Source organism: Mesorhizobium sp. M8A.F.Ca.ET.202.01.1.1, assembly GCF_004791595.1.
Taxonomy (GTDB): domain Bacteria; phylum Pseudomonadota; class Alphaproteobacteria; order Rhizobiales; family Rhizobiaceae; genus Mesorhizobium.
The window spans coordinates 45596-68910 of record NZ_SRUN01000003.1 but is presented as its reverse complement, the minus strand read 5'-3'; the positions used below and the strand labels follow the sequence as shown (position 1 = coordinate 68910).

The window sequence follows — 23315 nt, the reverse complement described above, 5'->3', positions numbered from 1 at the left end:
ATCTGCTTTTCATAGTCGTCATATGACGGCAATCTGCGTCCCGGGACTAGGTGGCAGTCAGTACTCGGGTGCGGTTGGTGTGAGGGCGATCACCATTCTCGCCATGGCATCGCCGGACAAACACCCTATATATCCGGCGTGATGAGATTTTTTGCAGGAATGGGCGGGTGTGCATGCGTCGTTCATCGATGATTTTCGCATTGGCGGTGCTGGCTGGGGCGGCTTCCGCTGGCTTTGCATCGCCCGCTTCCGCGCAGGTGATCAATCCAGCGGCCAGAAACAATGTGATCATCCAGCAGAATGATCTGCAGGCCTTGCAGAACCAGGTTCAGCGGCAGCAATTTCAGCAGCAGCAACAGCAGTATCGTGCCCAGGATCGCGTCATCGTCCAGCAGCCGCCGCCTGTCGTTCCGCAGGTCAGGCCGAGCTGCCAGACGCAGATAATCGGCAACACCGCCGTCAGCACCTGCCGCTGACAGACGGCACCTTCTTTTATTTAGCCGACTTACATGATAGGGCACTTTGGGTGCCCCCGCGGTCGTTTGGATTTTGCAAAGGCATCGCATCACGCTAAGGGGCATTGCAGCGACTGGATTGTTAAGATGGCAGCCACCAAGAAAAAGGCCGTACGCCAGGCCAAGAAAGGCGAAAGGATCCGCCAGGTGGCGGCGATTCCCTTTCGGCTGAACGCGCGCGGAGACATCGAGGTGATGCTGGTCACGTCGAGAACGACGAGACGCTTCATCGTGCCCAAGGGGTGGCCGATGAAAGGCAAGAGCGGGCGCAAGGCAGCCACTATCGAGGCGCTGGAGGAAGCCGGCGTGCGTGGCAAGACGCTGAAGCGGCCGGCGGGCACCTATTCCTACTGGAAACGCCTGGCCAACCGCTTTGTCCGCGTCGACGTCATCGTGTTTCTGCTGGAAGTGACGGAAGAGCTCGCCGACTGGCAGGAAGCCAAACGGCGGCAGCGGGCATGGCTGGCGCCGGCCGACGCCGCGATGCTCATCGACGAGCCCGATCTCTCGACGCTGGTGAGCACCTTGACGCTGCCCGAGCCCACGACGCTCGTGCGGCCATAAGCCTCAATTCTCGATGCCCTCGTCCCCAGGAACCGGCCGCGCCGGCGGGCCACTATAGGCCCACAGCCATTCGCGCGGCAGCGGCCCCTTGTTCCGCTCGGCCTGCTGCGATTGCTCCCAGGCATGCGCCAGGATGCCGACAGACCGCGACAGCACGAAGAGGCCACGCGTCAGCGGCGGCGGAAAGCCGAGTTCGCCGTAGATGACGGCGGTGGCGCCATCGATGTTGAGCGGGATTTTTTTGCCCTTGCGCCGCGCGACATCGGCCTCGACCGCCTCGGCGATGTCGGCGTACCGTCCATTGACGACGCCATGCGCGGCAAAATCTCTGACCAGTTCCAGCAGGCGCGGCGCGCGTGGATCGACAGGATGGAAGCGATGGCCAAGCCCCGGCACGTAGCCCTCTTCCTCCGCGAAGAACCGGTCGAGGCGTGCCGAGACCGCCTTATTGAGGGCAATGCCGCCCTCGAGCGCCACGGCAATATCGCCATAGATGGAAAGCGCCTGCTCGCCGGCTCCGCCATGCACGTCGCCAAGCACATTGATGGCAGAGGCCATGGCGCTGTTGATGCCGACGCCGCAGGTTGCCGCCATGCGGGCGATGGCGATCGACGGCGCCTGCGGCCCGTGGTCGACGGCCGCCCCCAAAGCGATGCCGAGCAGTGCCGCCTGGTCCTCGCTGGGCAGTTCGCCACGCAGCATCAGCCAGATCATGGCGGGGAAGCTGACACGACCGATCAGGTCCTGGATCTCGTAGCCGCGCAGCCGGATCATGCCGGGGCTCATCTCGATGATGCCGGTCCGCCACCATTCCTCACCGCGCTCGCGGCCTGTTTTCTTCTCCACGCCGCTCATGCCTTGGCCTTTGCCTTGGCGCGCGGCGGCAGGCCGGCGAACACCTCGTCCATGTGCTCGCCCAGCACCGGCGGCGGCCGTGTCGGCAACGGTGCCGTGCCGTCGACCATGAACCCGCCGCGCAGGACGGTGAGTGGCCCGTCCATGCCGGCCACATCCTCGAAACGAGCCGTCACCTGGCGCTCGAGCACTTGTGGTTCGGTTAGCACTTGCGGGATCGTCAGGACCCTGCCCGCCGGCACGCCGGCTCGATTGAGCGCCTCTTCCCAAACCGCCGCCGGCGCACTTGCCAGAGCGTCCTCGATCTCGGCCTTGAGCGCCGCGCGGTTCTTCTTGCGCGTCTCGCGCTCGGCAAAGCGTGGGTCCGATGCCAGGTCCGGCCGTCCGATCAGCCGGCACAGCGTCACGAACTGCTCCTGCTTGTTGGCGGCGATGTTGATGAGCCCGTCGCTGGTGCGGAAGGCGCCGGAGGGAGCCGCGGTCATATTCTCATTGCCCATCGGCTTGGGATCGACTCCTGCCGTCAGATAGTTGGAGACAGGCCAGCCAAGTGCGGAAAGCGTGCATTCGAGCATCGACACGTCGAGGAACGCACCCTCGCCCGATGTCTTCTGCCTGACCAGTGCGGCGGCGATGGAGAACGCCCCGACCAAGCCGCCCAGCGTGTCGGCAACGGGATAACCGACGCGCAGCGGCGCGGTTTCCGGCGTGCCGGTTATGCTCATGATCCCGGAAAGGCCCTGGACGATCTGGTCATAGGCGGGGTTGTCGCGCATCGGCCCGCTCTGTCCGAAACCCGATATCGCGCAATAGACGAGGCCGGGCCGCACAGCCTTCAACACATCGTAGCCGAGGCCGAGGCGCTTCATCACGCCGGGGCGAAAATTCTCGACCAGCGCGTCGGCGCTGGCGACCAGGTCGAGGAAGCGCTCGCGATCCGCCTCTTGCTTGAGGTCGAGCATGACGGACCGTTTGCCGGCGTTCTGCGCCAGGAACGACGCGCCCATGCCGGCGCCGTTGAGCTTTGGCGAACCGCCGAGCTGGCGCGCCAGGTCGCCGCCTTGCGGCCCTTCGACCTTGATCACGTCGGCTCCCAGCAAGGCCAGCTGATAGGCGCAGTAAGGCCCGGCGAGCACATTGGTGAGGTCGAGGACGCGGATACCGGAAAGCAGGTCTGTCATATCTTTTCAAATCGCTCAGGCATCGCCCGGCACATGTTCGGGCCCGCGCCGGCGCCGGTGCTCGATGAAGGCCCAGACATGCGCCCCGACAAGGCCGATGAAGGCGAGCGTCAGCAAGGTCAGCGACAGTGGATGCTTGTAGAACACCGACCAGTCGCCGTTCGATATGGTCATCGCGCGGCGGAACTGGGTTTCGGCGAGCGGCCCCAGGATCATGCCGATGATGACGGGCGCGGTCGGGAAGTCGAACCGCCGCATCAGAAAGCCCGCGGCCCCCAGGAGATAGAGGATGACGAGATCGATCGGCGACTGCGAGATGCCATAGGTGCCGACAGTGGCGAACACCAGAATCCCGGCATAAAGCTGCGGCGCCGGGATTTTCAGCAGCCGCACCCACAGCCCGATCAGCGGTAAATTGAGGATGACCAGGATGACGTTGGCGATGAACAGGCTGGCGATCAGGCCCCAGACAAGGTCGGCCTGTGTCGTCAGGAGCAGCGGCCCGGGATTGATGCCGTAGCTCTGGAAGGCCGACAGCATGATCGCCGCCGTCGCCGAGGTCGGCAGACCGAGCGTCAGCATCGGCACCAGCACGCCTGCCGCGGACGCGTTGTTGGCGGCCTCGGGCCCGGCAACGCCTTCGATGGCGCCGACCGTTCCGAATTCCTCCTTGTGCTTCGACAGTTTCTTTTCGATCGCATAGGACAGGAAGGTCGGGATCTCTGCGCCGCCAGCCGGCATGGCGCCGATCGGAAAGCCGATCGCGGCGCCGCGCAGCCAGGCTTTCCACGAACGCCCCCATTCGGCCGCCGTCATGTAGAGCGAGCCTTTCAGCGGCACGATCTCGTCCTTGCCGGCATAGCGGCGCGAGGCCATGTAGAGTGTCTCGCCGACCGCGAACAGGCCGACGGCGGCGATGATGACGTCGACGCCGTCGAGCAGTTCGGTCATGCCGAAGGTGAAGCGCGGCTGGCCCGTCTGCAGATCGACGCCGATCATGCCGATTACGAAGCCGGCAAACAGGCTGGTCAAACCCCGCACCGACGATGAACCAAGCACCGCCGAAACGGTGATGAAGGCCAGCACCATCAGCGAGAAATATTCGGCCGGGCCGAAGGCCAGCGCGAACTTGACCACGACAGGCGCCAGGAAGGCGACGCCCAGCGTGCCGAGCGTGCCGGCGACGAAGGAGCCGATCGCCGAGGTGGCGAGCGCGGCGCCCCCGCGGCCGGAGCGGGCCATCTTGTTGCCTTCCAGCGCGGTGACGATGGTTGCGCTCTCGCCTGGCGTGTTGAGCAGGATCGACGTCGTCGAGCCGCCATACATGGCGCCGTAATAGATGCCGGCGAACAGGATGAAGGACGCCTCCGGCGCCACCTGGTAGGTGATCGGCAAGAGGAGCGCGATGGTCAGTGCCGGCCCGAGGCCGGGCAACACGCCGATGGCCGTGCCGAGCGTGGTGCCGAGCAGGCACCACAAAAGATTTGTCGGCGAGAATGCGACCGCAAAACCGTGTGCGAGATGGCCGAGCGTTTCCATGGTCTCAGCCTCCCAGCGTGCTGGTGAAGGCGTCGATCACCGTATTCAACTGGTTCTCGATGAAGCCGGCGCCGATGTTGACGCCGAGCGCCTTGGCGAAGCCGAAATAAGCCGCCAGCGCCAGCACCAGCCCGGTAAGCACATCGCGCAGCGTGTGCCTGCTGCCGAAGCCGTAACAGACCAGAACGAACATGATGACCGATGCGGCGGTGAAGCCAAGCGGCTGGATGAGCAGCAGATTGGCCAGAAGACCGATGACGACGAAGCCCATCGCCTTCCAGTCGGTCGAAGTTTCCTTTTCCTCCTCCGGCTGCCAGCCGCCGCGAAGTGCGGCGAGGATGAGCAGCAGGGAGAGCACCACGAGGCCGACCATGGTGAGATAGGGAAAGACAGTCGGACCGACCTTGGAATAGAGCGGCGACACCGGGATCGCCAGCGTCTGCCAGGCGACAGCCCCGGCGCAGGCCAGAAGGCCGATGCCGATCGACAATTCCGGTACGGCAAGGCGTGGGGGCGCCGCCGGCTGGTTGATGGTGCTCATGAACGTCCTCCCCGTTATGGCCGAGACCGGCGGCAGCCCGCAGCCAGCCTGCACCGTACCTTCACCTTTAGACCGATCGCCTCCCTGCGGTCGGCTGCGATTGAAAAATGAGGGGCGGCGCGAGCCGCCCCTTGGGGAAAAATCAGGCGAGACCGAGATCCTTGAGGATGGCCTCGATGCGAGCCGAATCCTCGGCGACGAATTTCGCATAATCGTCGCCGGTGAGCAGGATGGACGTCCAGTTGCGGTTCTTGCATTCGCTCGCCCATGCATCGCTCTTGGCCATGGTCTCGACCAGCGTGATCATCGCCGCCTTGTCGGCATCGGAAACGCCGGGTGGCGCGAAGACGCCGCGCCAGTTGAACAGTTCCACATCAATGCCGGCTTCCTTCAGCGTCGGCGCGTCGATGCCGTCCTGGCGCTTGTCGGCCGAAATGGCGAGCAGCCTGAGCGCGCCGGCCTTGACCTGCTCGGAGAACTCGCCGAAGCCGGAAATGCCGGCCGCGACCTGGTTACCGAGCAACGCCGACAAGGCCTCGCCACCGCCCGCGAACGGCACGTAGGAAAGGCTGGGGGCCGGAACGCCGACCGTCTTGGCGATCAGGCCGAACAGGATGTGGTCAGAGCCTCCGGCGGAACCACCGGCGACTGGAACCTTCGTCGGATCGGCCTTGAGTGCCGCGACGAAATCGGCGGCCGTCTTGAACGGCGAGTCCGCCGGCACCACCAGCGCCTCGAACTCACCGGTGAGACGGGCGATGGGAGTGACTTGGGTCAGGTTGTTGGCTGCCTTGTTGGCGATGATGGCTCCCACCATGACCATGCCCGCGACCATCAGCGAATTGCCCTTGCCGCCCCACTGATTGATGAACTGCGGCAGCCCGACCGTGCCGCCGGCGCCCCCGACATTGGTGATCTGCGAGCCGGAGATGAGCTTCTCGCTGCGCAGCACCTGGTCCATCGTGCGCGCCGTCTGGTCCCAGCCGCCGCCGGGTGCCGCCGGCACGAAGACCTGGATCTGCGGTGCACCTTCTGCGAAGGCGGGTGAGAAATGCGATGCCACCAGCCCAGCCGCGCCTGCCGCCGCCGTACTCATCAAAAATCTGCGTCTGTTCAGCATGGGATTCCTCCAGATCACGACACCCCTCCGGTGCCTGCCAAAACGCGCCTGTTCACAGACCCGTGATCGAGTTCAAGCAGATTTTACCTCGTTCCGTCAACAGGAACGATATTCTGCTGGACAGAACGCTCCAGCGGCGCGACAGAGTGGTTCCGCTCGGGCTTCTCCGATTTGGAACCACAATGGACTTACCAGCCAACTCAGCTGATGCGGAAATCCGGCGAGCGTCCGCCGACGGTGTTGCCGCACTCGACCGGGCGATCGCCATCCTCGATGCTTTCACCACGGCCGACCGCTCGCTCAGCCTGGCTGAAATCGCGGCGCGCACTGGCCTCTACAAAAGCACGATCCTGCGGCTCGCCAATTCGCTGTTGCGCGGCCAACTGCTCGAGCGCCTCGACGATGGGCGCTACCGCGTCGGGCCCGCCGCCTTTCGGCTGGGCGCGCTTTACCAGCGCTCGGTCGTGGCGGTCGACATCCTGTTGCCGATCATGCGCGAGCTCTCCGAACGAAGCTGGGAGAGCGTTGCCTTCTACGTCCGCTCGGGAGACGTGCGCACCTGTCTCTATCGGGTCGAATCCAAGCATCCGATCCGCTACACGATACGCGAAGGCGACGTATTGCCTCTGCTGGCCGGCTCCGGCGGCCGCGTGCTGGCAGCATTTTCCGGCCAGCAGGGCGAACCCTACGAAACCATCCGAAAAAACTGCATCTGTCTCGCCGTGGGCGATCGCGACCCCGAGACCGCGGGCGTGTCGGCGCCGGTTTTCGGGCCGGGACACATGCTGCTTGGCGCGTTGACGCTGGCTGGTCCAAGCACGCGCGTCGACGCGGCCTTCCTTCAGCGCATGAAGCGCCCGCTGCTCGAGGCGGCGGCCCGTGCCACCCGTGCCTTCGGTGAGGATGCCTCCATGCTGGAGCAGGCGAGCCTAGCGGCGGACGCTCTGCCGTAGCCGCGCGGCTACGGCCGGAAGAGGGCCGCCAGGTTTCGAATACAAACTGATTCAACTTGAAGCTGTTACTTGACGCAGCGTAATATTCGGTCATTCCCGGCAGCCGGAAACTATTTATTTGCTGTTAAGCCCCTCATGATACCCGGATTGGTGTCGCCATCTGAGCGACATGAGGGAGCAACATCGTCTCAACCGGCGGATGAAACAGCCGGACGGACGCGCTGACAGGATCATGGCACGTCCATGAATTCGATGAAGCTGTCATCGATGGACGCAAGCCCCCGCCTTCTCGGGCTTGTGTGGCCGTTCCTCGCCGTCGTTCTCATTCAGGCGCTGGTCGCCAGCCTGAGCCTCTATACGCTTTCGGCGGTTCGCGCCTATGTCGGCGGCGAAAGCCAGTGGTCCAAGGGGCAAAAGCACGCCATCTATTTCCTCAGCCTCTACGCCGATACCGGCAATGAGGAATTCTTCAGCGAGTATCGTGCCGCGATCGCCGTTCCACTGGCCGATCGCTCGGCCCGTCTGGCCCTCGAGCAGTCCGAGCCCGACACCCAGGCTGCACGCGCGGGCTTTCTGCACGGCAGGAACCACCCGGACGACGTTGCGGGGATGATCTGGCTGTTCCAGAATTTCCGTAGCTTCAGCTATCTCGACGCCGCCGTGCGGCACTGGACGGCGGCCGATGTCATGATCCTCGCCATCCGGCAGCTCGGCGACGAGATGCACGACAAACTGAGCAAGGCCCCGGCATCCCTGGCCCAGATCAGCGCCTGGAAGACGCAAATCCATCAACTCGATCGAGAGATCAGCCCGCTCTCCAAGGCCTTCTCGGACAGCCTCGGCGAAGGATCGCGCTTCATCAAGATGCTGCTCACCTTTGCCAATCTCGTCACCGCCGCCTTGCTGATACTGCTCGCCGTCTGGCGCACCCGCAAACTTCTGGCGCAGCGCCAGGCCTTCCAGCTGGCGCTCAACGCCGAGCGCGAGCGCGCCCAGGTCACGCTGGCTTCGATCGGCCAGGCCGTCATCAGCACCGGCCCCGATGGGCGGCTGGACTACATGAACGCGGTTGCCGAGAAATTGCTGGCATGCCCGTTCGGCTCCGCCAGAGGCAAGCCGTTGGCGTCGCTGTTTCGGCTGGTGGACAAGGACACCAGCGTCGAAGAGCCTCAATTGATCGAACGCCTGCTGGCCGGCGAGCCACGCCGCTCCAGCGCCCGTCCGCAATTGCTGCAGCGGCCGGACGGCTCCGTTGTTCCGGTCGCGCTGACCGGCGCGCCGCTGCTCGTTTCCGGTGGGATCGTCGGCGCCGTGCTGGCCTTCCACGACATGACCCGGGAAGAGGATTATATCGAGCGGCTTTCCTGGCAGGCTTCGCATGACGCGCTGACCGGGCTCGCCAACCGGCGTGATTTCGAAAGCCGGCTGGAACGGACGATCGTCGAATTGCAGGACGGGGCCCGCCAGCATGCGCTGATGTATCTCGATCTCGACCAGTTCAAGCTGGTCAACGATACGTGCGGCCATGCCGCTGGCGACCAGTTGCTGCGCCAGATCTCCTCGCTGCTGATCAACGAGCTGCGGCCGGGCGACGTGCTGGCCCGGTTGGGCGGGGATGAATTCGGCGTGCTGCTGATCGATTGCGAGGCGGACAATGCGGCCGACATCGCCGAACGGCTGCGCGCCGCCGTGCAGGAGCTGCATTTCGCCTGGGATGGCCGGCCTTTCAACACCAGCGTCAGTGTCGGCATGGTGCAGATCGCCAATACGCATGTGACGATCGAGGAGGCACTGCGTGCCGCCGACGTCGCCTGTTACATGGCCAAGGAGAAAGGCCGCAACCGCGTCCAGATCCATAGCGACGGCGACGTCGCCTTGCGCGAGCGCTTCGGCGAGATGGCCTGGGTGCAGCGCCTGCACGCCGCGCTCGAAGAAGATCGCTTCAGGCTTCATGCCCAGGAAATCTGGCCGCTCAACGACGACGTCGCCGAGGCTGGAGCGCATATCGAGATTCTCTTGCGGCTGACCGATGAAGACGGCGGCTTCGTTACCCCGCAGAGCTTCATTCCCGCCGCCGAGCGCTACGGCCTGATGCCGTCGATCGACCGTTGGGTGGTGCGCAATACATTCCGCATCCTGGCGGCGCGGCAAGCCGATCAGCGCATGCCGCCGATTGCCACATGCGCCATCAATCTTTCCGGAGCGACGTTCGGCGACGAGACGTTTCTCGGCTTCCTGCGCGAGCAGTTCCTCGTCCATGGCATTTCGCCGGCCATGATCTGCCTGGAGATCACCGAAACCAGCGCCATCGCCAATCTTACCAGTGCCATGCGCTTCATGGCCGACCTGCGCGGGTTGGGCTGCCGTTTCGCGCTCGACGATTTCGGCTCCGGCATGTCGTCCTTCGCCTATCTGAAGCACCTGCCGGTCGACTACCTCAAGATCGACGGCAGCTTCGTCAAGGACATGCTGGATGACCGCATCGACCGCGCCATGGTCGAGATGATCCACCATATCGGCAAGATCATGGGCAAGCGCACCATCGCCGAATTCGTCGAAAGCGACGACATCGCCGCCGCTCTGAAGACCATCGGCGTCGACTATGCCCAGGGCTACGGGATCGCCAGGCCGACGCCGTTCGATGCCTCGACGGTGCTGCTGGGCCGGAGCGTCACGCCGGTCGCGCCGAGCGCCGATCCATGGGCCGACCTTGCTCGGAAACTGGGTCGCAAGGCCGGCTAAACGATCAGTTCAGTTTCACCAGAACCACCCGGCGGTTCTTGGCACGGCCCGCCTCGTCATCATTGCTGGCGACGGGCGCCATCATGCCGGCGCCGGCGGCGGTCAGCCGCTTGCCGTCGATGCCATATTTCGACACCAGCACCTTCTTGACCGCTTGCGCACGCCGCGACGACAGATCGATATTATAGTCGAAGGCGCCCTGATTGTCGGTGTGACCGACGACGATGACCGCCATATCGGGTTCGTTTGCCAGCAGCGTCGAAATCTCCTTAAGCGTTGGTTCCGATTCCGGCTTGATGACCGCCTTGCCGGTGTCGAAGAAGATGCCGTAGAGTGAAATGCTGCCGGTGGCGGAAATCGAATCCGCCATCTTGGCCGCCTCGACGACCACCATTTTCTTGTCGCGCGCCTTGGGTTCCAGCACCTGCACAACGGCAACGGTGCGGCCGTTGAGTTCCTTGCAGTAGAGATCGTCGGTCAACGAATAGGTCTGTACCGTGATATAGGCGTCGCCGCCGTCCTGTGGCACCTTGGCCGAGAAATAGCGCTGGTCGTTGATGCCGGAAGCCAACGCGCAAGCGCCATTGGAGAATGCCGCGTCCTTGAGATCGCTTTCGTGGAAGGAATACATCGTCAGGCTCATGTCGCCGCCGCCGCCGCTCGACGAGCGGTCGGCAGCGCCGCCACATTCCTCCTTCTTGCATTCGAACAGGACTTCGCCGCCTGCTGCCTTGATCACATCCTGATAATTGCGCAGCACCTCGAGCGGCGAGCGCTCGGCCGGCAGCACATAGGCGATACGGGTCAGGGCACCCTCCACCTCGGCCTTCTTGTCCGGCGCGAAAACGCGATTGTTCATGGCGTCGCGCGCGTCCGGATCTGCGCTTGGCTTCAGGGGCGACAGCGGTACGCTGAAGTCGGTAAAGGCAAGCTTTGCGTAGGACACGATGAAAGAGCCTTCGTAGCGCTTGGCCAGTTGATTGTCGGCGGCGCCCCCGATATCGGCGGTCGGCACCGTCGCGTCGGCTGCCGCGAGCCGCACTGTCAGCGCGAGAACAAGCCCCGCCCAGAAAAACCTCATGATTGTCGACTTTAATGCATGCATCGATCGATCCCCTCGCTTGATGATCGATGCTAGCAGAGCGGGTATGTCCAGTCGATGACGCCACTCAGGGCAGCCGCTCCAGCAGGATGGTCGGCGCATCGTGATAGAGGGTCTGCGTCAGCTCGGTATAGCCGCACTTCCTGGCGACGTTCAACGAGGCCGTATTTTCGGGATCGATGATGCAGACGGTTCTGGCACGTCCGAACGTCTGGTCGCCCCAGCCATGCACACGGCTGACGATCTCCGTGGCAAGGCCAGCGCCATGCGCGGCCGGAGCGAGCGCCCACCCCGCCTCGGGGATGCCTTCGATCGACGGCTCCATGTCGCGCTTCAGATCGTGGAACCCGGCCTCCCCGACGAAGCGGCCAGTCGCTTTCTCCTCGATGGCCCAGAACCCATAGCCCAACAGCGACCACAGGCCGGCGTGACGCAGGAAGCGCATCCAGCTTTCCTCACGCGTACGCGGCTTGCCGCCGATGAAACGGGTGACGACCGGATCGGCCCACATCGTGGCATAGGCATCGAAGTCGCCGAGCTGGTGTGGCCGCAGGATGGTTCGTGGCGTCTCGATGACGGGGGCGACAGTCGCTTGCGTCGGATTCATTGGATTTGCCTCGCGTTACGGCCTGCGGGTTAGCAAATCGACGGCGCCGTGCAAGAGCCAGGGAACCCAGGGACCGTCATCCAGGACGAAAGCGCGACGTCCGGCTGCCTTCACGACATCCGGGCAGCGCTTTGGGATTTTTGCGCGGCGGTGTTATTTTCGACGCGGGCTGATTCAGCAGCCCAAATTTTGAGGCGCCCAGTGCCGCCGATCCGAGGGAAACGAGCATGGACACCACCGACCTCGTGCTCGCCATCATCCACCATCTGCTGGTGTTCTCGCTGGCGGGGATCATCGGCGCCGAATTCGTGCTGATCCGTGGCGACCTGCCCGCCGCGACGCTCAAGCGGCTCGCCGGCATCGACCGCCACTACGGCATCATCGCCGCGCTCATCATCATCGTCGGCATCGGCCGTGTCGTCTGGGGGCTCAAGGGCTGGGAGTTCTACGTCCACAATTGGGTGTTCTGGGCCAAGATGGCGGCGTTCGGCATCGTCGGCCTGCTGTCGATCGTCCCGACCGTGCGTTTCATTTCCTGGAGCCGGCAGGCGAGTACCAATCCTTCCTTCGCCGTGCCTGTCGGCGAACTGGCCTCGGTGAAGACCTATATCCGCGCCGAGGCGTTCGTCTTCCTGCTGATCCCGGTCTTCGCGGCGGCGATGGCGCGTGGCTACGGCTACTGATCGTCGGCGGAAACCGTTTCAAGTGGAGCGATCGGCACCAGGGGTGCCGGAATGCTGGTCGTCTTCACCTCCGCCTTGCAGATATCGGCGATGACGCAGGCCGGACAATCCGGCTTGCGCGCCTTGCAGACATAGCGGCCATGCAGGATCAGCCAGTGATGGGCGTGGCGCATATATTCGTCCGGGATGATCCTCAACAATCCCTGCTCGACCTGTTCCGGGGTCTTGCCGGGCGCTAGGCCAAGCCGGTTGCCGATGCGCAGGATGTGCGTGTCGACCGCCATCGTATGTTGGCCGAAGGCCATGTTGAGCACGACATTGGCGGTCTTGCGCCCGACACCGGGCAGCTTGACCAGCTCATCGCGGTCGTCAGGCACCTCGCCGCCATGGTCGCGGATCAGCGCCTCCGACAGGGCGATGACGTTCTTGGCCTTGTTGCGCCAGAGACCGATGGTCCTGATAAAGTCGCCGACCCTGGCTTCACCGAGCGCCAGCATCTTTTGTGGCGTATCGGCAACCTTGAACAAGGCACGCGTCGCCTTGTTGACGCCCGCATCGGTCGCTTGCGCCGAAAGCACCACGGCCACCAGCAGCGTGAAGGCATTGACATGTTCGAGCTCGCCCTTGGGCTCAGGCCGCTGCACTGAAAGGCGCCTGAATATCTCGCGCACTTCCGTCGGGCTATAAATCGATCTGGACCGCGCGGGCCTGAGGCGCGGTTTGGCGTTCGCGCCGTCGCGCCGTCCGGGCAACAGTTCACTTTTGGGCAGGGACGAATCTTTGGACTTGGGGCGCGCCATTTCCCTCCTATAATAGTCTGTCATGAGCGACACAAACGCCTCGTTTCAGGCTGATGAGCCCTTCTTTCATGCATTGCTGACCCCACACCGGTCGCTGGGCAGGACGGGCTTCCTGATCCTGATGGGCGCCCTGACGTTCGGCTGGCTGGTGACGGGCGCGTTCTTCCTGTCCCGCGGCGCCTGGCCGGTGTTCGGCTTCTTCGGCCTCGACGTGATCGCCGTTTACATCGCCTTCCGCGTCAACTATCGGGCCGCCCGCGCCCGCGAGGAAGTGTCGGTCTCGCGAACCAGCCTCGATATCCGCAAGACGGCCCCCTCGGGAAAGTCGGAAGCGCACCGCTTCAATCCGTTTTGGGCTCGGTTTTCGATCGCCCGGCACGCCGAGATCGGCATCACCAGAATGACCGTGGAAGCACAGGGCCAGAACGTGCCGATCGGCGGCTTCCTCGATCCCGATTCCCGCGAGAGCTTCGCCACCGCCTTCGCGCGCGCTCTGGCGACCGCCAAGGCGCGCTAAGCAATTCCCAGAAAAGTGTGAAGCGGTTTTCCGTCCGCAATTGCGGCAAACAATGTGCTTCAGAAGCGATACCGCAGCAGCCTGCCGACCTTGCGCAGCGCCGGAATGTGTTTCCAAAGGCGGACGAACAGCTTGGCGGACCAGCCCATGCGGGCAGCGTGCTCGGGCTTGTAGGCCGAAATATCCTCGATGAACCGCAGCTTCGGAACCGCTAGTTCCAGCTCGTGCGGGTCGTCGATCGCCCAGTGGACCTCGGCGCCCGTCGCCTTGATCGTCGGATTGAGGCGAAGCAGCGTCAGGCCGAAACGGCTGTAGGCGTCGAAGATCAGTTCGCCGCCGGCAAGATGCGAGACAAGCCGTGAAAGCAGGCGCAGCCCTTCGTCGGCGGGGAGATAGGGCGTCAATCCCTCCGCCACCACGATGGCCAGGCGGTTGCGAGGCACGTCGGCCAACCAGCCGGGCTCGGTCACCGACGAAGCGATGAGGTGGTAATGGTCGCGGGACGGGTAGAGCTTGCGCCTGAGTTCGATCACTTCGGGATAGTCGATATCGAACCAGTCCACCCACGGTGGAGGATCGACCCGGAAGATGCGGGTATCAAGCCCGCAACCCAGATGCAGCACGATGGCGCCAGGATTTCTGGCCAGAAAATCCTCGACGCGGACGTCCAATGTCTTGGCTCGGATCGCCAGGCCGATGCCGAGATTCTCGTCGACCTTGAGCCTGGCGAAATCATAGTCGATCTTGCGCAGCGCCGCGTCGGCGAAATGGTCCCCGAGCAGCGACTGGGGCATCCTGCTCTCCAGCGCCTTGCCGTACAGGGTCATGAGCAAGGTCTCTTTTGCTCCCGTCAAATGTACTTTTTCGCCAACCATGAGCGGCTCCCGGGCTCGAATCCCCAGTCTATCTGGGCAGGTGCTGCAAGAAGGCAAGTTTCGGGTGGCGATCGGCGCCCCAAGGGGCGATATTCCCGCCCAAGGAGACAGGTCCATGAGCACACACACGGCAGTCCTCAAGAGGGACATCACGCCCAAGGGCAGCGACTACGAAATCGTGCGCCGCGCCATCGAGAAGATCAGCCTCGACTATCGCGACCAGCCATCGCTGGAAGAACTGGCCGAAGAGGTCGGCGAGACGCCGACCGGCTTGCAAAAACTCTTCACCCGCTGGGCCGGTCTGTCGCCCAAGGCCTTCCTGCAGGCGGTGACGCTGGACCATGCGCGCAAGCTGCTCGATTCCGGCATGCCGCTGCTCGAAACCTCTTTTGAACTGGGCATGTCCGGTCCCGGCCGGCTGCACGACCTGTTCGTCACCCATGAGGCGATGTCGCCTGGCGACTACAAGACGCGCGGCGCCGGCCTCACCATCCGCTACGGCTATCACCCCTCCCCATTCGGCACCGCCTTGATCATGGCCACGGACCGCGGGCTTGCCGGCCTCGCGTTCTCCGACGCCGGCGAGGAGCGCACCGCCTTCGCCGACATGTCGGGGCGCTGGCCCAACGCCCTCTATGTCGAGGACCGGGAAGCGACAGGCCCTTATGCCGCGCGCATCTTCGAGCCGACGTTGTGGCGCGCCGACCAGCCGCTGCACGTCGTCATGATCGGCACCGACTTCCAGGTCCGCGTCTGGGAAGCCTTGCTGCGGATCCCGATGGGCAAGGCCCGCACCTATTCCTCGATCGCCGCCAGCATCGGCGCGCCGAGCGCCAGCCGCGCGGTCGGCGCCGCCAACGGCGCCAACCCGCTCTCTTTCGTGGTGCCTTGCCACCGCGCCATCGGCAAATCAGGCGATCTTACCGGCTATCACTGGGGCCTGACCCGCAAGCGGGCCATCCTGGGCTGGGAGGCAGGGCAGATCTCATCCTGAAATGTCGATTTTTAATTCCGGTTCCAAGGAATATATGAATATTCGGATTTTAAAGTATTGGTGCGAATTCTTTTCGAAATTTCTGGATACAACCGGCTACAACCATCGGTTTCTTCTTGGCTATTGTTTCGACGCTTTATTTTAGTTTACGCTAAATTAACCATGCAAAAGCGATGATGACCCATATTAATTCGGGCGGTCCGACTTAATAGGAGGGTCTCGATGCCGTTGTTTCGCACCACCGTCGGTGCAGCCTTGCTTGTCGCGTGCCTGGGCCACGCCGCGATGGCCACAACGCAGAATGTCATTTTCAACGGCACGGTCACCGCGACCTGCACGCTCGTTGTCGGCTCCAACGGCACGATGACGGTGAGCCCCGACCTCCAGTCGCTGAGCTCGCACAACAGCGGCGGTTCGGCTGGAACAGTCACGCTCACCACCACCGGAGGTGTTTCGCTGAGCGTCGATCCGGTGACCCTCACCACCGTGCCGGCCGCCGACAGCACGGCCACCACCTGGACACCGACCTATTTGTCCAGCGGCGCCCACACGATCGCGGAAACGGGTTCCTCCACCGCCCTGACCGCCCCCGGCGCCGACCTTGTCTCGGTCCATCTCGCCGGCACCAAGGGTGGCAGCAACCGCTTCGCGAACGGCAACTATCAGGCAACCGTAACACTGCGCTGCGAATAGGCCGTCGCGAAGGAGGGATCCTTGAAACATGCTCTGAACGTGGCGGCGGCATTGGCCGCCGGATTGATGCCCATTGCCGCGGGCGCCCAGTCGATGTCGCCGATGCGGGGTGAGGTCAACAGTTTCACCGACGCCTTCGCGGTCCGCGTGTTCCCCGCCAATCCCTACGACCGGAAGATCAAGGTCGAAATCCACGTCTACGATCAGGATTTTCAGCCGGTGGACGCCAAGATCTCTCCAAGTGTCTTCCAATTGGGCTCGCAGGCTTCCCGCCCTGTCCTTGTGGTCGTGCCCTTCGGCGGCGCTGCCGAGCGTAAAGTGCGTATCTGTACCGAGAGCATCCCCTTTCCCAATCAACAGACGCAGATAAGGGCACAGATATGCGGAAAGTTTTTTGGGCACCGCAAGTCCTGACGCTGGCGCTCGCGGTTGCTGTGACCAGCACCGCTCCAACCCAGGCCCAGGAACAGATTTACAATCTCAACCAGAACGAGAACGGCTTCAACTTGCCCGGTGTCACTCTGCCCCAGGGCCAGGACGAGGTTCACGCCGCGGATGGCACCACTTGCCGTTCCGCCGTTTCCGGTTCCGGTGCCTATGTCGATCTCGGCGTTATCAGAGGCAACAGCCAGACGAACAATGGCGTCGCCACCTATGGCCGGGTGGTGATCCCGATCGGCCGGACGCCGAAGCGTCTCGACTGCAGCCGGCTCTATGAACTCGAGGTGCAGCGCCTTCAGATGGAGCTAAAGCTGTTGAAGATGGGCGTCAATGTCGACGGCGGCACGACCGCGAGCGTGGCCGCAAGCGCTCCCGCCACCGCTGCCGCATCACCTGGATGGGCCAACGAAGGCTGGAGCATCAGGACCGGAAACAGCGATGGCAAGAAAAAGAAGAAGAAATAACCGGGCGCTGCTTGCGATGGCCGCACTCGCCGGTTTCTGCCTTCCGGCGCAGGCGGCGATCATCGGCACCTGCACCATCATGGTCGGGGCATCGGGCACGATGACCGCAAATCCGGCCATCGGCATACTGGGCTCCAAGCAGGCAGGCGGATCGAGCGCCAATGCCACCGTGGTGGCTAGCTCCCTGCTGTGCTCGATACTTAACCTGCTTGACTGTTATTCTGTTTCAGCGCCCGCGCCTGCCGCGTTCTCGTCGGCGCCGAGCGGCGGCGGCACCAACGTGACCTTCGCCTCGGTCTACCGCCTCGATGGCTCGGGGGTCGACAACAATGGGGGCGTGCCGCAAAGGGTCGTCAACGGCACCCACGCCATGCAGATCGACCTCACCGCCACCAAATCGAGCGGTATCTTCCCCGCCGGCAACTATCAGGGCATCGTCACCGTGCGATGCGAGTGAGGCAGCAAATCGCGCTGGACCATTCGCGTGGTCTGGCATCGAACGGCCTGGCAGGGTAGCTTCCCGTGCGTTCAGCAGGAGGCACTTTCTTGATAGTCGTTGTCGGCTCGATCAACCTCGACCTTATCGCCAACGTCGACCGCTTGCCGAGCCCCGGTGAGACGGTAAGCGGTTCCAGTTTCTCGACGGCGCCTGGCGGCAAAGGGGCCAACCAGGCATTGGCCGCCGCGCGTGCCGGCGCTCAGGTGCGCATGGTCGGCGCCGTTGGCAAGGACAATTTCGCACCCGAAGCACTGGAGTTGCTGCGCGAGGCCAAGGTCGACCTGTCTGGCGTGGGAGAGACCTTTGCCTCGACCGGCACGGCGCTGATCATGGTCGGCGACGATGGCGAGAACATCATCGCCGTGGTGCCCGGCGCCAATGCTTCCGTGGTGCCCGGCGACCTCTCCAAGGCTTTTCTGAAGAAGGGCGACGTCGTGCTGCTGCAGCATGAGATTCCGCTCGCGACGATCGATGCGGCACTCGACCAGGCAAGGACGGCCGGCGCGGTCACTGTCCTCAACACCGCTCCTTTTCATGGCGAGGCAGCCGCCTTCCTCGGCAAGGCCGACTACGCGGTCGCCAATGAGACCGAGTTCGACCTCTATGGTGAAGCGCTGGCCTTGAAGGGTCGCGATCGTGCGGCACGCATGCGCGATTTTGCCGGGAAAACCGGACGCACCATCGTCGTCACCCTCGGCGGCGATGGCGTGATGGCGGCGACACCGAGCGATTTCCTGACTGTTCCCGCGCTGAAGATCACGCCGGTCGACACGGTTGGGGCCGGCGACACGTTCTGCGGCTATTTCGCCGCCGGCCTGTCGTCGGGCCTCACGCTCGAACAGGCACTTGCGCGTGCCGGCGCTGCCGGCTCGCTCGCTTGCCTCAAGCCCGGCGCCCAGCCGGCGATCCCGCTGGCGAAAGACGTCGAGCAGGCCTTGCAAGAGGCCCGTTGAAATGATGCGCCCCCGCACGAAGCATGCCGTACCCGCGGCCAGCGACATCTGCCGCCTGTCGGCTGTCGAACTCGCCGACGCGATCCGCCGAAAGAAACTCTCCGTGCGCGAGGTGGTGACGGCCTTCCTCGACCGCATCGATGCGGTCAACCCGCTGGTCAACGCCATCGTTTCGCTGCGCGACCGCGCCGACATCCTGCGCGAGGCCGACGCCGCCGATGTCAGGCGGACGGATGGAACCGGCGCGCTCTTTGGCCTTCCCATCGCCATCAAGGACCTTGCCTCCACAACGGGCCTCAGAACCTCGTTCGGCTCGCCGATCTTCGCCGATTTCGTGCCGCAAGAAGACGATTTCTTCGTCGAACGCATCCGCGACGCCGGCGCCATCATCATCGGCAAGACCAATGTTCCCGAATTCGGGCTCGGCTCCAACACCTACAACAACGTCTTCGGGCCAACGCTGAACGCCTTCGATCCGGCGCTGACCGCCGGCGGCTCGAGCGGCGGCGCGGCGGTGGCGCTGGCGCTGGACATGGTGCCGGTCGCCGATGGCAGCGATTTCGGCGGTTCGCTGCGCAACCCGGCTGCCTGGAACAATGTCTACGGCTTTCGGCCATCGCAGGGGCTCGTGCCCGGCGGTCCCGACTTCGAGGTTTTTCACGCGCAGATGGGCGTCGAGGGGCCGATGGGCCGCAACGTCGCCGACATGGCGCTGTTGCTCGACGTGCAGGCCGGTTACCATCCGCAAGCGCCTCTCTCCTATGAAAAGCCGGGATCCTTCCTCGAAGGGCTCGCGCCACCGGCGACCGGCGGCCGCGTCGCCTGGCTCGGCGATCTCGGCGGCCATCTGCCGGTCGAGCCCGGCATCCTCGACCTGTGCGAGGCAGCGCTGGCACGGTTCACGGATGCATCCTTCCGGACCGAGCCCTTGCGTCCGGATTTCGATTTCGAGGCACTCTGGCAGGCCTTCGTGACGCTGCGCCAGGCCAGCAGCGGCTGCGCGCTGAAAGTGCACTATGACGATCCCGCCAGGCGCAGGCTGCTGAAGCCGGAAGCCGTCTGGGAGGTGGAAAACGCCATGCGGCTGACGGCGCCGCAGATTCGCGCGGCCTCGGTCATGCGCACGTCCTGGCACCGGATGCTACTATCGATCTTCGAACGCTTCGACCTCATCGCGCTGCCGACCGCGCAGGTCTTTCCCTTCGATGTCGGCACCCATTGGCCGCGCGAGGTCGCCGGGCGGGCAATGGACAGCTACCATCGCTGGATGCAGGTTTCAGCCTTCGCCACCTTGGGCGGTTGCCCGGCGGTCAATGTCCCGGTCGGCTTCGACGACAGGGGCCGGCCCATGGGCATGCAGCTGATCGGCCGGCCACGCGGCGACCTTGCCGTGCTGAAGGCCGCGGTCGCCTATGAGACGACCCTGCCCTGGCCGGCCGGCGCCTGAGCCACGTACGACGCGAGCCGGCTTGCTTCGCCCTCGCCGTCATGCATTGATTGTCGCCTGACAGGCCGCGACAGCGGCATTGCGAGGAAAAATCATGTCGCTGGAACTCTACGCCGCCTATGTTCTTGCCTGCATCGTCATCATTCTGGTGCCCGGTCCGACGGTCACCTTGATCATCGCCAACAGCATCCGCCACGGAACCCGTGCCGGCCTCGCCAACGTCGCCGGCACGCAGGCTGGCCTTGCCGTCATGATCGCCATCGTCGGCATTGGGCTTAACACGCTGATCGCGGGCATGGGCCACTGGTTCGAATGGGTCAGGCTGATCGGTGCGGCCTATCTGATCTGGATGGGCGTGCAGATGTTCCGCTCAAAGGGCACGCTGAACGCCGACGGAACCGCTCGGAAGCCCCGCGGTGGCTTCTTCCTGCAGGGCTTGGCTGTGGCGCTCAGCAATCCAAAGACGCTGGTCTTCTTCGGCGCCTTCTTTCCGCAGTTCATCTCTCCCGCCGGCAACTACCCGCTGCAGATCGTCATCATGGGCCTCACCGCCATGATCTTCGCCGCCATGTCGGATTCGACCTATGCGCTGGCCGCCGGCCGCGCCGGGCGCATGCTCTCGGCCAGCCGCATCAAGCTCCTGTCGAGGATCAGCGGCAGCTTCATGGTCGGCGGCGGCCTGTGGCTGGCGTTTTCAAGGTCGAAGTAACGGCAGCCGAGGCCGGCGCCGCGTTAAAGCTGCGTCGGCGGCTGATTGAAAGTCTACTTTCCAGCTACCACATGAATCGACATTGAGGGATTCATGTTTTCACCGTCGACTTATGAGGGTTTGAAGAGGAACGCGCCCAGCGTGGTCTTCTTCTCCGGTTTTTTTGCGATAATGTTCATATTAGCCCAGAGTAAGTGGGAGAATGACGCAACGCCGATTCGATCAATTGACCCGATCAACGCGACGATCGAAGGCGTTTACTGGCACTGGACCAGCACGTCTCAATATGGATTGTTCCTGGAGAACAACGCTCTGGTTTTCGTTGACGACGATCGACCCCGCCTGATTGGCTCCCGTGTCAAAATTGAGCGCGTTACCCGCGACAATGGCTCCGTCTTCTACCGGTTTGCCGATTGAGGGGCTGTTCGTCGTGTGCCGACACGCCATGAACTATCAGGTCAGACTGCTCAATCGCCGAGAAATGGGGCCCTAAAGCCGCCCCAACCTCGCCACCAGCAGCGCGAAAAACCCATCATGGTCGATGTCGCGCATGACCATGGCGTTCTTTTCCCGCTTGGTGACACCCCACCAGTCGACCACGGTCATGCCCATGGTCAGTTCCGAGGCGGTCTCCACGCTGACGTTGCAGTGGCGGCCCTTGAACAGCTCCGGCTTCAAGAGATAGGCGATGACGCAGGGGTCGTGCAGCGGCCCGCCGTCAGTGCCGTATTTGCCCTCGTCGTAGCGTTCGAAGAACTCCAGCATCTCGGCGGTCGCGGTGCCGACCTTGGTGCCCAGTGCGCGAAAAGCCTGTATGCGCTTGGTGGTGGTCAGCGCCTTGTGGGTGACGTCGAGCGGCATCATCACGATCGGGATGCCGGACTTGAACACCAGGTCGGCGGCCTGCGGATCGACATAGATGTTGAATTCGGCCGCGGGCGTAACGTTGCCGCCCTCGAAGAAGCCGCCGCCCATCAGCACGATTTCCTTGATGCGCGGTGCGATGCGCGGTTCGCGGATCAATGCCAGCGCTATGTTGGTGAGCGGCCCGAGCGGGCAGAGCGTGATGGTGCCCCTCTCTTCCCGCATCAGCGTCTCGACGATGAAATCGACGGCATACTGCGCCTGCAGCTGCATCGTCGGTTCGGGCAGCTGCGGCCCGTTGAGGCCGGTCTTGCCATGCACTTCCTCGGCGGTGACCAGTTCGCGCGCCAACGGACGGATGGCGCCGGCATAGACCTTGACGTCCGGCCGACCGGCCAGTTCGCAGATCTTGCGGGCGTTCTTTTCGGTCAGTTTCAGCGGGACGTTGCCGGCAACGGCGGTGACGCCGACGATGTCCAGTTCGCTACTGCCGAGCGCCAGCAGAATGGCGACGGCATCATCCTGGCCGGGATCGGTGTCGATGATGATCTTGCGTGGTTGGGGCATTTGAATTCCTTGTTTAGCTGGCCATCAGCTCACCGGGCCGATCGTGCGCCCGAAAGACGCCAACCGGCTGCAAGCTGCCGAGCCGCTTGACGGGGAACGGTCCCGGCCTGCGCGCTTCTCGTTGCATCCGCGCGTCGTTTCAAGCGCCATGGCGATTATTCCTGTGAGTCCACGACCTGCTCTTTTTGGGCGGGTCTTTTGGTGGCTTGAACTTGGCCGCGGGGCGGACCATATCAAGACCATCGGGAAAAATGCCATCCGGGTTTTTCCAGTTTATGTCGCTCTTGAGAGGACAGTGTAACATGAGCCGAATGACGCCTTTCTCCAGCCCGCTTCTCCTGGGTTTCGACGCCATGGAAAAGACGCTGGAGCGCCTGGCGAAGTCCGGCGACAGCTACCCTCCCTACAATATCGAGCGCCTCAGCGGTGCCGACGGCAAGGCCGAAAGGCTGCGCATTACACTCGCCGTCGCCGGTTTCGCCGAAAGCGATCTCGATGTGACAACGGAGGAAAACCAGCTGGTCGTGCGCGGCCGTCAAACCGACGACACCGAGCGCGAATTCCTTCATCGCGGCATTGCCGCGCGCCAGTTCCAGCGCTGTTTCGTGCTGGCCGACGGCATGCGGGTGATCGCGGCGGAACTGAAGAACGGCCTTTTGTCGATCGACCTCGATCGGCCGGAGTCCGAACGGCTGGTACGGAAAATAAATATATCGGTGAAAGACTGATCTTCACTGATGGCTCTCATGCGGGATGGCCTTGAGCGGCGTCCTCGCGCCAAGGAGGCTTGAAATGACCAGAACTGACGAAATCATCACCATGACCAGCGGCGAGTTCGCCCATCTCGGCGAAGGCTCGGTCGCCTATCTGCGCAAGGTCTCGAGCGACGAACTGCTCGGCCGCTTCCCCAACATCGGTGAAATCGCGCCCGGCATGGAGCTGTGGGCCCTGTTTGGCGCCAACGGCCAGCCGATCCTGCTTTCCGATGCGCGTGACCGTGCTCTGGCCGGCGCCATGGAAAACGATTTGACCACCGTCGCCATTCATTAAGGCGGGACGGAAACGAAAGGGCCGCTCACGGCGGCCCTTG

At 63.6% G+C, this 23315-nt stretch carries 27 protein-coding genes; 17 read left to right on the top strand and 10 right to left on the bottom strand.

The genetic code is table 11. From position 1 onward, the window contains the following. Window positions 1-188 precede the first annotated feature (188 nt). Together EN845_RS08350 and EN845_RS08345 are read left to right on the top strand one after the other, a co-directional pair. Complete coding sequence (locus EN845_RS08350; RefSeq protein WP_245511698.1) at window positions 189-476, top strand: hypothetical protein; 288 nt, start codon at window positions 189-191, stop codon at window positions 474-476. 126 nt (window positions 477-602) lie between these two features. Further along, window positions 603-1079, top strand: coding sequence for an NUDIX hydrolase (locus tag EN845_RS08345; RefSeq protein ID WP_127869974.1), 477 nt, complete (start codon window positions 603-605; stop codon window positions 1077-1079). A 3-nt stretch (window positions 1080-1082) separates the two neighbouring features. Here EN845_RS08345 and EN845_RS08340 read toward each other — a convergent pair whose 3' ends face one another. From EN845_RS08340 to EN845_RS08320, 5 genes are all read right to left on the bottom strand, one after another. Further along, window positions 1083-1934 carry a citryl-CoA lyase gene (locus tag EN845_RS08340; protein WP_127281283.1) on the bottom strand — a complete coding sequence of 284 codons (852 nt, stop codon included), beginning with the start codon at window positions 1932-1934 and terminating at the stop codon, window positions 1083-1085. Beyond that, on the bottom strand, window positions 1931-3115 hold the full coding sequence (locus tag EN845_RS08335; protein ID WP_127869975.1) for a CoA transferase: 1185 nt from the start codon (window positions 3113-3115) through the stop codon (window positions 1931-1933). Before EN845_RS08335 ends, EN845_RS08340 begins: the two co-directional genes overlap by 4 nt. Before the next feature lie 15 nt (window positions 3116-3130). After that, the gene (locus EN845_RS08330; protein ID WP_127869976.1) at window positions 3131-4654 is read right to left on the bottom strand and encodes a tripartite tricarboxylate transporter permease; all 1524 of its coding nucleotides are present in this window, start codon (window positions 4652-4654) and stop codon (window positions 3131-3133) included. Window positions 4655-4658: 4 nt separating this feature from the next. Continuing rightward, a complete protein-coding gene (locus EN845_RS08325; protein ID WP_127869977.1) occupies window positions 4659-5195 on the bottom strand; it encodes a tripartite tricarboxylate transporter TctB family protein in 537 nt (178 codons plus the stop codon). 142 nt (window positions 5196-5337) lie between these two features. Further along, window positions 5338-6315 (bottom strand): tripartite tricarboxylate transporter substrate-binding protein, encoded by a 978-nt coding sequence (locus EN845_RS08320; RefSeq protein ID WP_127277127.1) that lies wholly within the window; start codon window positions 6313-6315, stop codon window positions 5338-5340. A gap of 182 nt (window positions 6316-6497) precedes the next feature. Here EN845_RS08320 and EN845_RS08315 point away from each other — a divergent pair, with 182 nt between their 5' ends. Together EN845_RS08315 and EN845_RS08310 are read left to right on the top strand one after the other, a co-directional pair. Continuing rightward, entirely contained in the window at window positions 6498-7268 is a 771-nt protein-coding gene (locus EN845_RS08315; protein ID WP_127869978.1) for an IclR family transcriptional regulator, read from the top strand. Between the two features lie 243 nt (window positions 7269-7511). After that, a complete protein-coding gene (locus EN845_RS08310) occupies window positions 7512-10010 on the top strand; it encodes an EAL domain-containing protein (protein ID WP_127869979.1) in 2499 nt (832 codons plus the stop codon). 4 nt (window positions 10011-10014) lie between these two features. Here EN845_RS08310 and EN845_RS08305 read toward each other — a convergent pair whose 3' ends face one another. Both EN845_RS08305 and EN845_RS08300 read right to left on the bottom strand, forming a co-directional pair. Next, window positions 10015-11091: an OmpA family protein gene (locus EN845_RS08305; protein WP_127869980.1), complete on the bottom strand. Its 1077-nt coding sequence runs from the start codon at window positions 11089-11091 to the stop codon at window positions 10015-10017. Between the two features lie 88 nt (window positions 11092-11179). Continuing rightward, window positions 11180-11719, bottom strand: a complete 540-nt coding sequence (locus EN845_RS08300; RefSeq protein WP_127277115.1) for a GNAT family N-acetyltransferase — start codon at window positions 11717-11719, stop codon at window positions 11180-11182. A 227-nt stretch (window positions 11720-11946) separates the two neighbouring features. On the opposite strand from EN845_RS08300, the gene EN845_RS08295 reads away from it, so the two are divergent. Further along, window positions 11947-12402, top strand: a complete 456-nt coding sequence (locus EN845_RS08295; protein ID WP_127277113.1) for a DUF2214 family protein — start codon at window positions 11947-11949, stop codon at window positions 12400-12402. Here the strand turns inward: EN845_RS08295 and nth are convergent. Further along, a complete protein-coding gene (nth, locus tag EN845_RS08290) occupies window positions 12396-13202 on the bottom strand; it encodes an endonuclease III (RefSeq protein ID WP_127869981.1) in 807 nt (268 codons plus the stop codon). The genes EN845_RS08295 and nth overlap by 7 nt on opposite strands. Before the next feature lie 22 nt (window positions 13203-13224). On the opposite strand from nth, the gene EN845_RS08285 reads away from it, so the two are divergent. Beyond that, window positions 13225-13719: a DUF2244 domain-containing protein gene (locus EN845_RS08285; protein ID WP_127277108.1), complete on the top strand. Its 495-nt coding sequence runs from the start codon at window positions 13225-13227 to the stop codon at window positions 13717-13719. 59 nt (window positions 13720-13778) lie between these two features. Here EN845_RS08285 and EN845_RS08280 read toward each other — a convergent pair whose 3' ends face one another. After that, window positions 13779-14594, bottom strand: coding sequence for a class I SAM-dependent methyltransferase (locus EN845_RS08280; RefSeq protein ID WP_127869982.1), 816 nt, complete (start codon window positions 14592-14594; stop codon window positions 13779-13781). A 115-nt stretch (window positions 14595-14709) separates the two neighbouring features. On the opposite strand from EN845_RS08280, the gene EN845_RS08275 reads away from it, so the two are divergent. The 9 genes from EN845_RS08275 to EN845_RS08235 all read left to right on the top strand — a co-directional run bounded on the left by EN845_RS08275 (window position 14710) and on the right by EN845_RS08235 (window position 21211). Continuing rightward, complete coding sequence (locus tag EN845_RS08275) at window positions 14710-15588, top strand: bifunctional helix-turn-helix domain-containing protein/methylated-DNA--[protein]-cysteine S-methyltransferase (RefSeq protein ID WP_127277104.1); 879 nt, start codon at window positions 14710-14712, stop codon at window positions 15586-15588. Window positions 15589-15810: 222 nt separating this feature from the next. Then, window positions 15811-16281: a hypothetical protein gene (locus tag EN845_RS08270; RefSeq protein WP_127869983.1), complete on the top strand. Its 471-nt coding sequence runs from the start codon at window positions 15811-15813 to the stop codon at window positions 16279-16281. Window positions 16282-16302: 21 nt separating this feature from the next. Next, window positions 16303-16695, top strand: coding sequence for a hypothetical protein (locus tag EN845_RS08265; RefSeq protein ID WP_127869984.1), 393 nt, complete (start codon window positions 16303-16305; stop codon window positions 16693-16695). Then, window positions 16662-17186 carry a hypothetical protein gene (locus tag EN845_RS08260; RefSeq protein WP_127277098.1) on the top strand — a complete coding sequence of 175 codons (525 nt, stop codon included), beginning with the start codon at window positions 16662-16664 and terminating at the stop codon, window positions 17184-17186. Before EN845_RS08265 ends, EN845_RS08260 begins: the two co-directional genes overlap by 34 nt. Then, a complete protein-coding gene (locus EN845_RS08255) occupies window positions 17161-17643 on the top strand; it encodes a hypothetical protein (RefSeq protein WP_127277096.1) in 483 nt (160 codons plus the stop codon). Before EN845_RS08260 ends, EN845_RS08255 begins: the two co-directional genes overlap by 26 nt. A gap of 89 nt (window positions 17644-17732) precedes the next feature. Beyond that, window positions 17733-18638 carry a ribokinase gene (locus EN845_RS08250; RefSeq protein ID WP_127869985.1) on the top strand — a complete coding sequence of 302 codons (906 nt, stop codon included), beginning with the start codon at window positions 17733-17735 and terminating at the stop codon, window positions 18636-18638. 1 nt (window position 18639) lies between these two features. Then, window positions 18640-20085 (top strand): amidase, encoded by a 1446-nt coding sequence (locus EN845_RS08245; protein WP_127869986.1) that lies wholly within the window; start codon window positions 18640-18642, stop codon window positions 20083-20085. 94 nt (window positions 20086-20179) lie between these two features. Then, entirely contained in the window at window positions 20180-20794 is a 615-nt protein-coding gene (locus EN845_RS08240; protein WP_127869987.1) for a LysE family translocator, read from the top strand. A gap of 93 nt (window positions 20795-20887) precedes the next feature. Next, window positions 20888-21211: a hypothetical protein gene (locus EN845_RS08235; RefSeq protein WP_127869988.1), complete on the top strand. Its 324-nt coding sequence runs from the start codon at window positions 20888-20890 to the stop codon at window positions 21209-21211. 72 nt (window positions 21212-21283) lie between these two features. On the opposite strand, the gene EN845_RS08230 is transcribed toward EN845_RS08235, so the two are convergent. After that, window positions 21284-22225 carry a nucleoside hydrolase gene (locus EN845_RS08230; RefSeq protein ID WP_127869989.1) on the bottom strand — a complete coding sequence of 314 codons (942 nt, stop codon included), beginning with the start codon at window positions 22223-22225 and terminating at the stop codon, window positions 21284-21286. Window positions 22226-22527: 302 nt separating this feature from the next. On the opposite strand from EN845_RS08230, the gene EN845_RS08225 reads away from it, so the two are divergent. Both EN845_RS08225 and EN845_RS08220 read left to right on the top strand, forming a co-directional pair. Beyond that, a complete protein-coding gene (locus EN845_RS08225) occupies window positions 22528-22953 on the top strand; it encodes an Hsp20 family protein (RefSeq protein ID WP_013893014.1) in 426 nt (141 codons plus the stop codon). 64 nt (window positions 22954-23017) lie between these two features. Beyond that, window positions 23018-23275: a DUF1150 family protein gene (locus EN845_RS08220; protein WP_127869990.1), complete on the top strand. Its 258-nt coding sequence runs from the start codon at window positions 23018-23020 to the stop codon at window positions 23273-23275. Window positions 23276-23315 lie beyond the last annotated feature (40 nt).